This window comes from Treponema denticola ATCC 35405 (assembly GCF_000008185.1).
Taxonomy (GTDB): Bacteria; Spirochaetota; Spirochaetia; order Treponematales; family Treponemataceae; genus Treponema_B; species Treponema_B denticola.
The window spans coordinates 187875-200083 of record NC_002967.9 but is presented as its reverse complement, the minus strand read 5'-3'; the positions used below and the strand labels follow the sequence as shown (position 1 = coordinate 200083).

Sequence of the window (12209 nt, the reverse complement as noted above, 5' to 3'; positions counted from 1 at the left end):
TTCTTATGTAAACTGCTCTTTGCAAAGGCTTTTGAAAAGCTCCTGTTTTTTTGCGGAGGGCTCTTCGTCTATGGTCTTTTCAAAAAGCATAAAGTTTTCGAAGATGACATCTTCGTCTTCAATATTCTTTTTTAATATATGAATTTGCTCCTCGTCTTTTAATTCGGCGGCGACAGCTTCTTGATGAAGGTTTAAAAGATATGGAAATTTTTGCTGCAAAAGGCTCATCGGGCTTTGAATGACGGCAGAACCTGTGAGATTTATTTCTAAAAAATCGTCTTTATAGGCATCGAATTTATCCGTATTAAAAAATTCGAAAAAACTGCCCTCTAAACGGCTCATTTTCCGCAATGGGCTAATCGGAATTTTTTCGACCCTTACCGGGAAGCCTTGCGTTTTACAATCTACATCTACGGATAGGACAACCTTTTCGGTTGAACATTCATCGAAGGCGTATGTAAGGGGGGCTCCGGAATAGTACATCCTGTCGGTAACTTTCTGCATTTTGTGTAAATGGCCCAAGGCCGTATAGGTAAAAAAATCAAATAGAGCGGGCGAAACATATTCCGCAGTACCTAAAAAAGCTCTTTCAGAGGAGGAGCTTTCTCCGTTTAGGGTAAAAATATGGGCTGCCAAAACCGAAGGCATTGAGGGGTCTACGGCCTCTTTTAAGCGGCGGGAGGCTTCTTGAGCCATCTCGGATTGAGATGTCAACTTTAACTCCGAATTTTCTTCGGAAAATGAGCCTAAATGTAAAAAAGGCATTAAAAAAAATTGAACTTTTTCTCCATTTTGTGCTATAATGATAGGTGAGCATAATTTGCCGATGCCTGCAGCAATGTGGATATTACTCGAACTTAAGATTTTAGAGCCGAAGGAGAGCCTTTCGGCGGAGTCATGGTTTCCGGGTATGATAAACACGGCTGTATTGGGACAATCCTTATGGACGGCGGATAAAAATGAATCGAAGAGAGCTACATATTCTGCAGGAGGAATAGAACGGTCGTAGATATCGCCTGCAATAATAAGGGCTGCATAATCGTCTTTTAGAAGAATTTTATGAATATCATCGAGCATTTTTTTCTGTCTTTCTATCTGGGGAGATTCATATAGGCTTTTCCCCAAATGCAGATCGGCTGTATGCAAAATTTTCATACTTTATAATGTATGGGTATTTAAGGATTATGTAAAGGACCTTGGAATGAAAAACTACATAAAAATTGTTTTTGCTTTGTGCGGTATTGCTTTGGCGATAGGGATAGGAGGAGCGGCTTTTCTTATTGCTGCAAAACCTTCGTCGGATTTTCAACTCAAGACGGATTATCTGCTTGAGTACAGGTTTTATCTTGCAAGTTTAAAGGCGGATATGTACAGGACCGCAAGCAAGGATGGGGAATTTTCGGTTCAAAATCTTAAAGCAAAAATAAAGGAAACCGTTAATTCCTTTGAAAATTTAAAAAAACTTTCAGCTGCCGACAAAAGCGATTCTAACTTAAGGTTTGCATACAATGATTATGAGAGCTCAAATGATAAGCTTTTTAAAAGCATAGAGGTTTGGAGGCAGGAGTTTGAACTTACCGGAGATTCTTCGGCAAAAACCTTTATGCCTGTTTTAAAAGAATTCGATGCCGTACAAAACAGTTTTGAAAGGCTTAAAAAAGAATATAAGGATGGATTTACAAAACAGGAAAAAAAGTCGAAGACCTTTGCCGTCTTATTGATTGTTTTGGCCTGGGGTATAGGAGTGTTTTTAACGTGGTTTGTTTCTTCGGTTATATATAAACTTTATATAGAAAGAGAAAGGGCTAAAAAAGCAAAGCTCAGGCTCCATGTCGGGCCTAAAACCGAGGTGCAAAGATCTTCGTCTGATGGGCCGGCAGATAAAATATTGTCTGTACAAAGCCCACGTTTAAGCAGTACTTCGGTAAGCAATACATTAATGAATACCGATTCGATAAGCGACACTTCGGTAAATGCCTTCTCAGTAAGTACAGCTCCAGTAAATGCCGCTTTGCTAAAAACTGCTTCAATAAGCTCTGCTACGATAAGTAACGCAACGGCCGAGGTGCCCGAAAAAAGCCTCCTGCAGCCGGCTATGGTGCAAGGTTCTTATGCCGAAACGGCCCCAGTCCGTATCGGAGAATCAAATATTTCTATAGAAAGTTCGCCCGTTTATCTCAAGCTTCAAAACGATTATAAAGAATTAAAAGAAATGTCTGACGAGTTAAACGGCGCCTATAATGAGCTGCAAGCAAAATATAGTGAGCTGGGTTCATCATATAAGGAGCTGCAAGAGTCCTTGAAGCAAGGCGATGAAAAGAAAGCCGAAAAATGTGAAACGGTAAAAGTATTTTTGACCGATATACAGATGGAAGCTGCCGAAGCTCAAGAAGATGCTCAGGCTGCACAAGAACTTGTCGATACCTTCCAGGGCGGGCATAAACTATTTAAATCCACTTACGAAAAAATCGTCCATATAAATCAAAGTATTGCGGATATACAGGAAATGGCGGAGGTTATAGCCGGTATTGCCGAGCAGACAAAGATGCTTAGTATGAATGCCGCCATCGAAGCAGCCCATGCCGGAGACGCCGGAAAAGGTTTTGCCGTTGTAGCCGAAGAATTGGGCCGCTTGGCTACAGCTTCAGTTGAAAGCTCTGCCGGCATAGGAAAAACGGTAATTGAGGTGGTAAAAAATATTTCGTTTATGGCAAAGAGCAGTGAGGATCTGGATAAGGCCTTCAACGATATAAATATAAAAACAAATCAGGTTTATACAACCGTTATGAATTTTTCGGATAGAATGATTCAAACCTACCAAAAAACAGACAATGTTTTAAGAGGACTTGACACAATTTAACAATTATAGTATTATAGACAGATAGAAGAGTCGTTTTACTCAAATTTTGTGGAGGTTCTTTTTTTGTGAAAGTTATATATGATCAAAATCGCCCGATATATTTACAAATAGTTGAGAAAATCAAATGTAAGATTGTCTACGGCGAGCTCAAACCGGGGGATAAAATCCCTTCAATGAGCGACATGTCCGTTGAGATGGATGTAAATCCGAATACGATATTCAGGGTATATAAGCAGCTTGAAGGTGAAGGTATCACTGAATCAAAACGCGGACTAGGCAGTTTTGTTGTAAATGAGCCCGATTTGGTAGGAAAATTGACGGAAGAGATGGCGGATCAGATTATACTGCCGGCTATTGAAGGCTTAAGGAATCTGAAGTTTTCTGATGAACAAATAATTGAGTCTATAAAGGCAAAGCTAAAAATCAACAACCCCGACGCAGAGCATCGGGGTATGTTGTTCTCATAAGGTAATTGCAGTCGGCTTTAATACCCTTTGTTACGACGCAGAGCGTCGGGGTATTAAAGCCTCCGCACGAATAATTTTTTTTGGAGGAAAAAATGAGTACAATACTTGAAACGGAGCACTTAAAAAAAACATACTTGGGGAAAAAAACTGCTCTTTATGATGTCAGTCTCAAGGTAGAAAGCGGAAGAATCTACGGCCTTTTGGGGCCGAACGGTTCGGGAAAAACAACCTTTTTAAAGATAATTGCCGGACTTATAAAACCGACTGCCGGCAATTTTAAGGTATGCGGAAAAGAATTCGGAATAGATACAAAAAAGATTGTAGCCTTTTTGCCGGATAAAAATGTCGTATATCCTTGGATGACTTCGGAAGATGCCATTAATTTCTATGCAGATTTTTTTGAAGATTTTGATAAAAACAAGGCCTTGGAAATGCTGAAATTTATGAAGTTGGAGCCCAAGCAAACCGTAAAAACTATGTCGAAAGGTATGATAGAAAAACTTAATTTAAGCCTTACCTTTTCGAGGTCTTCAAAGCTGTATATTTTGGATGAACCGCTGGGCGGCACAGACCCTGTAGCCAGAGAGCAGATTATTAAAACCATAATCAAAACATGGACCGAAGAAAGTGCGATCCTAATAACAACTCACCTGGTTTCGGATATAGAGCATGTGTTTAATGATGTAGCCTTTTTAAAAGAAGGCGAGATTGTTTTGGAAGGCGATGCGGAAGATTTGCGTACTACAAGAGGCAAATCTATTTATCAAATCTATCTTGATGTTTTTGGAGCATAAAATGGGAAGAATTTTTAAATATGAAATAAGGCGAAGGCTGAATACTATTTTGATTTTAAGCGGAACTATGATTGTATTGTCGATCGGCTCAATGGTTCTATTAGGTATTTTTAAGACGCCTTTCAGTTCAATGGGAACGACGGGAAACTTGTGGCTGGGTTTAACTTTTTTTGCCCTTGCCTTTATACCCCTTGTAATGTTTTTTACATGCAGCAACGGGCATATAGATGAACTTTTGTACAAGGACACTAACTACCTTATGCTTACCATCCCTATAAGAAGCGAAGCTATACTGGGAGGCCGAATTCTCGCAGGTTTTGTGGAATATTTAATATATGCTCTGATTGCATGTATATTTTTTATAATAATAGGAGCCCAGCAAGCCGTTTTTTATGGACAGTCCGGACAAACTCTTATATCTGTTTTGGGAGATGTATTCTATCAGATATTTATTCAGAATTTTCTTCCTTTTCTTTACGGCGTCTTATTATTGGTTTCATCATTTTTACTTGTGGGAACGGCTTTTATGTTTGTTAAAGCTCTAACCCGTTCTTTTATAAGAAAAAAGATGGCAGCTCAAATTATTGCAGTAATTCTTTTTATTTTAATTTTTGAACGAATAATAGCCTTAGGAACTTATTTAAGTACAAGATGGGATCTTGTGCAGTACATAGACCTAAGACTTATGTCTTCCCAGTATTATAGCCTTGTAAATATCCAGCCGCTGCCGGTTCATTTGGTTACAATAATTATGACCATGATTATTTCAGCCGGTTTTTTTGCAGCTACAAGTTGGTTATTCGATAAAAAGGTTGAGCTGTAATTTAACTGCGGCAAAGGAGATTCTTATAGGGCTTCTATTTCTTCAACAGGAAGCCCTGTTCCTTCGGCTATTTTATTGATATCAAAGCCAAACTGCTTAAAAGCCTTAGCCGTTTCAAGAGCTTTTTGATGGGCCCCTTTATCAAGACCTCGTTGATAACCTTCATTTATACATGAAGCCCTATCATGTTCATATTTCATACGGGAATCATAAAGCCATTTATCTCTAGGACTCATTTCCATTATTGTAATAGTCTCATTTGCCTTTCTCATCATCTGTGATTCTTGTGCCAGCATATTACGTACCTCCACATTATCAGTTTCGATAAATTTCAGCCAATTTAATAAGCGTTTTGTTTTATTATCCTTGTATTGAGATTTCTTTAAGAGTCTCGCTTTTTCAAGGTTTAGTATATGAATCTCAAGTTTTGAGACTAAAGGTTCTTTTGTGTCTTGTTCTAAAACAAGATATTTGTTGTGCAAACGCTTATTTTTATTAAAGCCTTTTCCTATCAAGTTTATTGTAATACACTTTGGCAGTTTTGTATAGTCTTGACCTTGTTTTATGTTTTCATTGTACATCTTAGACCAATAATATAGGGTTCTTTCAGGAAAATCAAAATGCCAACTGTTTTGAATCTCAATATCGACAAAGGCTCCGTCTTTTAGTCTTAGCTTAATATCCAAAATACCTAGTTTTTCACTTAAAAGCTCCTTGTGAAACTCCTTATCGAGAAGTTCCAAACCTGCGATGGTTTCAGGCGGAATGTCTAAGACACATTCCAATAAATCCTGTAGTACATCTTTGTTTTCTTCAACTCCGAATACGCGCTTAAAAGCGTAGTCATTGCGGAGGGTGATTTTAAATAGTTGCTTCATTTTTCAACTCCCATAATTTTTTTAAAAAGAGAAAAAATTTTCCCCTTTTCATAAATATTATAGAAATTGCTTGTAATAAATAGTAAAATTTAAAATATTAAGTCTATAATTTGATAAATATTCAGTAAGCAATAGTTGACATTATTTAAAATCTGTGCTTAAATAGGTTTATGTTGAGTATTGCTAACATCGAATATAATTTAGCTTATTCTTGTGCTCCTTGTTTGGCAGGGATTAAACCCTCAAACTTATTTTCTATTTCGGCAGAGGATTTTAAGCAATTTTTTTTGCTTGATAAGGATTTGCTTGAAGCTAAGGGGTTCTTCCTAAAAGTGTTGTGTGCCTGTGAACGGGGCGTGCAGATTCTTTTGTATAAAAAAGATTCTCTTGAGACTTTGATTAAAGATGAAAGGGTACAAGCTGCTCTTTTAATGTTCGGGTATGAGCCGGGGATGAGTTTGGAAGATATGCTAAATCTTTTGGCATCCAGAATGCACAGCTCGCAGGCAGACAGGCATTGTAAGAGATGCTGTTCTTTTCCGCATGAGATAGGGCTTTTTTTGGGTTATCCCGTATACGATGTTTTGGAATATTACAGACGGAATGGAGAAGGCTGTATTTTTTCGGGCTATTGGAAGGTTTATTCAGACGCCGAAAAGGCAGCCGAAATTTTTAACCGATATAATGAATGCAAAAAGCATTTTGCTTTGCAGATAGAAAAGGGCTTAAGACTTTACGATTTGTTAAGTGCTTAATCTTTAATTAATTTTTAACCATTGGAGGTTTTTATGGCAAAAATTGCTGTTATTTATTGGAGCGGAACGGGAAATACTCAGTCTATGGCTGAATCCGTTTTGGAAGGTTTAAAGGCCGGCGGAGCAGAGGCTTCTATTTTTACCGTTTCGGAATTCGGATCAAAGAGCATTGATGATTATGACAAGATTGCATTCGGATGCCCCGCAATGGGAGCCGAAGAGCTTGAGCCGGATGAATTTGAACCCTTCTTTGCTTCTATTGAAGGAAAATTGTCCGGCAAAAAAATTGCCTTGTTCGGTTCATATGAATGGGCCGGTGAAGGTTCGGGCGGAGAATGGATGAGAAACTGGGAAGCAAGGTCTAAGGATAAGGGAGCCGACTTATTTGAAGAAGGCTTGATTATCTACGATGCTCCCACCGCTGCAGGAAAAGAAAAGTGTAAAGAATTCGGTGAAAGATTTGCAAAATAAATCCTGTTTGTTTTTATAATTAAAAAAGTTTAAAAATTGATTTTTTAGGGCTTAGAAAATGGCAGTCTAAACTGCCGTTCTTTAGGCCCTTTTTTATTTGATAATCAGAATTTTTCTCACTTCATCTATATCGGGCCCTGCGATTCTTACAAAATACATACCGCTTGCGACGGGATTTCCGCCATTGTTTCTTCCGTCCCACAGATAAAAGTGGTCGCCTGCATTGTGGTGAGAACGGGTCAAGGTGCGTACTATATTGCCGTCCAAAGTCATAATCTGAATTGTGAGCATACCCGATTTTTTTAGGTGTGCAGCTATTGTGGCAGACTGACCCTTGTAAGGATTTACAACATTTTCAAAGATTGACACCCCGCCCTTTTGTATTTGTATTCCAACAATTTTAAAATTCCAGACATCTAAGGAAAGGATGTCGTTTCCGGTTTCGTCTTTTAAGCGTGCACAAGGAAGCCAACCGTCATAGACGTACATAAATTGCCCTACCTTTCCTTCTTTTAGGTAAGGATCGGTTGACGGAATAATAAAGTTCAGCAGTCCCCCTGCCGGAGTGCCGGTATATTCTGTTGTGCCTGATTGAGGATTTGCAAAAGAGCCGGGTGGCAATGTTATAGTATCGGGATGCCAAAATCTGCCCGGAGCGTCTTTTGAGATAAAATACAGCTTAAAGTTGTCTGATGTTACTGTGCTTTCTCTTTCTGTCGGTATTGTGATATCCAGGGTCGGTAAGGCTTTGTCATCAGGATTAGCGTTAAACGTGCGGAGTACTATGGAATTAAAAGCTTTTTGTGGTTTTACTATATTGATTCCGATATCGGAGATGTGGGGTTTGGTTTTATTTGTACCAAAATAATTTAAAACTACCTGACAAGAGGGTTTAAGAATATCATTAGCTTTGATTTCTTTGTCAAGCTTAATTTTCCATAGTGTTTTTTCTGGGTTGGCGGGAGAAACATCCTGCAAATCTGATTCATAAGTAGTACTGCCGCCTGTGATTCTTAATTTACAATTATAAGGAGGTTTACCTATAAATTTAAGTTCTTCTTCACTCATATGACTTGTATTGCTAAATACAAGGTAAATATACTCATCTCCAGGTTTAGCAAGTGAGTTTTCAATGCTGATAGTGGCAGGATCTTTATAAAATACCCAGCCGTTGTGACTTTTGGGCTTACCGTTATGATCTACACTTTGATTAACAACATAAGGCTTTTCTAAAACTTCTAGATTTCGAGTATCAATTTTTAGAAATTGCCGTGAAAGATCAGTATGACCGCTATGATCTGTTTTCAGAGATATTTTCCCTGTTCCGTTGATTATTAAGCGGTTTGAGGTGCCTCCACCTGAAAGCTTAAGTGCATTTTCTACGGTAATCTTTCCGTTTATCGTAAGCGTTTTTCCGACCGCTCCTGTACATTCCAAGTTATGGAATTCTGTCTTTTTTGTATTATCGCCGTATGAAGTCCCTGTAATTGTATGACTATTATTATTATCCAGTGTTACTGTGTGTGTGTCTGCATCAAAGATTCCATAATTGGTAATGTTTCTTACAATGGTAACAGGAGAAAGTAATTTTACCTTTGCTCCGGTATCGATTGTAAGATTGAATATGTTTTTATTGCCGGCACCGTTAAAATTAAGCTCCTGCTCGGGTGTTCCCGTACCGTTAAAGGTTAATGTACCGATCAGTTGATTAAACCTTGCAGCGGTAAGGTTCCCTTTAAGTCTTACGTTGTTAGCCGTCCAGCCATTTGCCGTAATGTTTCCGACAGAGGTAACATCGGCTGAAGATGTCCAGCTCCTGTTCACGGTAATATCGTATGCAGTAATTGTCCCTGATGAAGTCCATGCGCCTGTGCCTGAATTTACGGTGATGTTTTTTGTGGTAACAGCACTCTCCGTTTGAATAAGGCCGTTTCCACTGAAGCCTATATCGATTTCCGAAGCTGCAACCGAGCCCTTAAATACCGTTCCGGTTCCTCCGAATGAACTAAAGGTTGTTTTTTTCCTTAATGAAACAGTTTGTTTGTACAGCTGCGAATTTGCAGTAACGATAACGTTATCTCCCGCATCGGTGGCAACCGTAAAAGTTTTTTCTACGATTAAATCAGCTGCCGTAGAACCTGAACCCGGAATTATAGGGGTAAGAGATGTTCTTCCCTCGCTTACTGTCAGATTTTGATAAGGCCCCTGCCAAAGGGGATTATTCGCAGTACTGTAATATTCTATTACGGAGGTTGTTCCGTGCGTTATTTGATTGGCGAGAACTGTGCTTTCGAGCCACTCTTTTTGTCCTTTCGGATCAGTTAAATAAGACGTCCCTTTCATTCTGAGGGTGCCGTTATTTGTAATAGGAGTAAAGTCGGAAACCAAGTTGCTTTTTGTTATAACATAATCTGCTAAATCCAATTTGGCGCCGGGAGCAAGGGTAATCGTTTTTGCCTTTACATTCGCTGTAAGTTTGGGATATTTAGTTCCTCCCGCGGGAATTATGACCGGCCAACCGGCGGCCGGAACTACTTCGGGCGTCCAGTTTGATGCAGTATTCCAATTTGTGGTTGTTGCATTAGTTTTCCATGTGGAAGACATATGTTCCCAGTTTTTCGGATTTGGATTTCCCAAGACGCTCTCAGCAACATAATAGGTTTTCCCGTCTGCTATAGGGATATTCGTGTTTACATCCAAGTAATAGCCTTTTTTTGTGCCCGGATCGGGAGTTTGATCGGAAGTCAGGGTAATTTCGGAGGACGCCCCGCCTTGAACCGTTAATTTATTTAACTCTGATGCTCCGCCTATCTTCAGGTTAGCTACCATGATTTTTCCATTTATCGTGAGCGTTTTTCCGCCGGCTCCCAAACACGATATCGCAGCAAATTCCGTATCGGTTGCCGTATTCTTTCCCTGAATGTTTGCGGCGGTACTCGCCGGAGCTAATGTTACGGTATTACCACGCGCCTTGAAAATTCCTCCGTTTTCAAAAGTGTCGACAACAATGATGTTTTGCTCAAGATGCAAAATTTTATTGGCATCTACCGTTAGCTTATAAAATTCGGTTTCCGTACTTCCGGCTATTTTGGATAGCAGTCCGTTGAATATGACTTTTTTATTATTATGAGTAAACGTCCCATTATTTGTGAAAGTTCCACTGATTTTAACGCTTGCCTGTTCAGTCTTCAGCTCGGCACCGGTCGCTATTGTTAAATTGAAAAAGGTCGGTTCTCTGGTTCCCGATATTTTGGAAAACAGGCTGTTGAAAGTTACGGTTTTGTCATTATGAGCAAAAGAGCCGTTGTTTTCAAACGTTTCGATTATTTTAATGTCGGAATTCAATTTAAGGCTTGCCGTATTTTTCAACCGTTGTATTTGAGAAGACGAACCGACTTCTAAGGTTTGCGTATCGTTTCCGGCAAAAATAAGGGTAGATCCGGGCGTCGTCTGTTTAAAAGTTCCGGCTTTTACATTACCCTTTGCTGTTATATTTCCGCTAGCGGAATGCTGCCAAACTCCGGCGACTTCAATATCGTCTTCGGCGCTAACGATACCATATGATTCCCACCTGGAACTGTTGCCGGTTCCGTTCCGTACGGTAATTTTACCCGCACTGACGCTTTGTTCCGTTTTTATTCCGGTCGAAGTAACTGTTTCTAAAACGATATTTTTATGAGCGGGAGAGGCGACCGCCTTTTCAAACTGAAGCGCCAATGGTCCGGACGGAGCCCCCGCGCTGAATGTCGTGTTCGCCTTCAGGGTAACGGCGCCGTTGTAAACCTGCTTCGGAGCTGTAATCGTTACATCGGAATCCGAATCTATTACCACAGGGCCGAGCGGCGAATAAGGGGGCGACATATCTTTTTGAATAAGAGAGTTCGACACCGTTATATTTTTTTTTATTGTGAGTGTGCCGCCGTTTTTATTCATAACCGTTAAATCAACTGCACTTACCACAGAATTAAACGTTATGTCTTTGCCCTTTATGACAATATTTTTTAAAAAACCGAAAACGGCACTCTCAAATGTAAGCGCCGTTCCCGCTTCAAATGCCGTATCCGCATTTACACTGACGGCGCCCGTATACGTTTGCGTCGGTGCGGTAATCGTTGCGGCAGTGCTTACGGTTGTCGCTTGACTCACTTCAACTTTTGCGGCAGAGACAGTTGCGGTATTTACAGCCAAATTCTTTGCTTTTAAATCCCCGCTCAAAGTAACGGTTCCGTTTACCTTTAGGCTCGACGCTCCCGTCGCATCCACGGTTCCGGCGGTAACTCCCTGCATATTCACCGCTCCGCCACCTTTAAAAGACAGATTTTGCGTCCCCGCGTTCACGTTCGCTGCCGCTGTAAAAGTTACGGAAGTTGCCGCATCAAATGTGACATCCTTTTGTACAGTTACGGCCCCCTTATAGGTTTGCGTTTTAACTTTTATTGTTACCGTTGTTATTAGCGGATCATTATTCCCTATCGACGTCGTTTTCTCTACCGTAAGGGATTGGGCTTTAATGTTTCCCGTTACTTTAAAATTTTGATATGGCCCCTGCCAAATATCTTTGCCGGTATTGCCGTAGTATACGACAGTAGAGTCGGTTTTTAGAATTATTTTTCCGCCACTGAACAGATTCCGCTGTTCATCCGTACCGGAAAGTTCCAGCGTTCCCTTTTTATTTACGGTTACGGTTACCGTCCCGCGCAAAGTGTAATGGGCTAACTGCAATCCTGCAGCGGCTGTTTCCGACCCTACTTCAATCTGCGCCGGCCCCGCAAAGGTAATATTTTCGGTTAAAAAACAAGGACCGGCGGAAAGGATTTTATATGTACCGGCCGGAAAGGCGGCGGGCGTTGTGCCGGCGGGAAGGTTCGGGCTCCAGTTTGACGGATTTTTAAAATTACCGTGTCCACCCGTCCACGTATAGACGGTTTGCGCCGAGGCGAGTATTTCTGCGGCAAAGAGAAAAATCGATATAAATAGAGCTTTCTGTATTTTCTTCATAACATTCTAATTATACATCTTTTTTTGTGAAAAATCCAGTCCGAATATGGAGAAATTTGAGAAGTTCGATGTTTAACCGCAAAGGACGCTAAGACCGCGAAGATGATATGTTTTTAATATGTTTAATTATAAAAAAATATCTAAAATTATTAGGTTAAAGAGA

At 40.1% G+C, this 12209-nt stretch carries 9 protein-coding genes; 6 read left to right on the top strand and 3 right to left on the bottom strand.

Translation table 11 applies throughout. The features are described from left to right. Window positions 1–3 precede the first annotated feature (3 nt). Window positions 4–1155, bottom strand: a complete 1152-nt coding sequence (gene sbcD / locus TDE_RS00825) for an exonuclease subunit SbcD (RefSeq protein WP_002681053.1) — start codon at window positions 1153–1155, stop codon at window positions 4–6. A 46-nt stretch (window positions 1156–1201) separates the two neighbouring features. Here sbcD and TDE_RS00820 point away from each other — a divergent pair, with 46 nt between their 5' ends. The 4 genes from TDE_RS00820 (at window position 1202) to TDE_RS00805 (ending at window position 4944) form a co-directional block, all read left to right on the top strand. Then, window positions 1202–2860, top strand: a complete 1659-nt coding sequence (locus TDE_RS00820; RefSeq protein ID WP_002681051.1) for a methyl-accepting chemotaxis protein — start codon at window positions 1202–1204, stop codon at window positions 2858–2860. Between the two features lie 65 nt (window positions 2861–2925). Beyond that, window positions 2926–3327, top strand: coding sequence for a GntR family transcriptional regulator (locus TDE_RS00815; RefSeq protein ID WP_002681050.1), 402 nt, complete (start codon window positions 2926–2928; stop codon window positions 3325–3327). A 92-nt stretch (window positions 3328–3419) separates the two neighbouring features. Further along, a complete protein-coding gene (locus TDE_RS00810) occupies window positions 3420–4121 on the top strand; it encodes an ABC transporter ATP-binding protein (protein WP_002666599.1) in 702 nt (233 codons plus the stop codon). Between the two features lies 1 nt (window position 4122). Further along, a complete protein-coding gene (locus tag TDE_RS00805) occupies window positions 4123–4944 on the top strand; it encodes a hypothetical protein (RefSeq protein ID WP_002681048.1) in 822 nt (273 codons plus the stop codon). 23 nt (window positions 4945–4967) lie between these two features. Here the strand turns inward: TDE_RS00805 and TDE_RS00800 are convergent, their stop codons facing one another. Continuing rightward, window positions 4968–5822, bottom strand: coding sequence for an Rpn family recombination-promoting nuclease/putative transposase (locus TDE_RS00800; RefSeq protein ID WP_002681046.1), 855 nt, complete (start codon window positions 5820–5822; stop codon window positions 4968–4970). A gap of 170 nt (window positions 5823–5992) precedes the next feature. Between TDE_RS00800 and TDE_RS00795 the strand changes: the two genes are divergently transcribed. Beyond that, the gene (locus tag TDE_RS00795) at window positions 5993–6577 is read left to right on the top strand and encodes a DUF3793 family protein (protein ID WP_002681044.1); all 585 of its coding nucleotides are present in this window, start codon (window positions 5993–5995) and stop codon (window positions 6575–6577) included. Between the two features lie 33 nt (window positions 6578–6610). Continuing rightward, window positions 6611–7048, top strand: coding sequence for a flavodoxin (locus TDE_RS00790; RefSeq protein ID WP_002666607.1), 438 nt, complete (start codon window positions 6611–6613; stop codon window positions 7046–7048). A 93-nt stretch (window positions 7049–7141) separates the two neighbouring features. Here the strand turns inward: TDE_RS00790 and TDE_RS00785 are convergent, their stop codons facing one another. Beyond that, on the bottom strand, window positions 7142–12046 hold the full coding sequence (locus tag TDE_RS00785; RefSeq protein WP_002681041.1) for a FlgD immunoglobulin-like domain containing protein: 4905 nt from the start codon (window positions 12044–12046) through the stop codon (window positions 7142–7144). Between the last annotated feature and the right edge of the window lie 163 nt (window positions 12047–12209).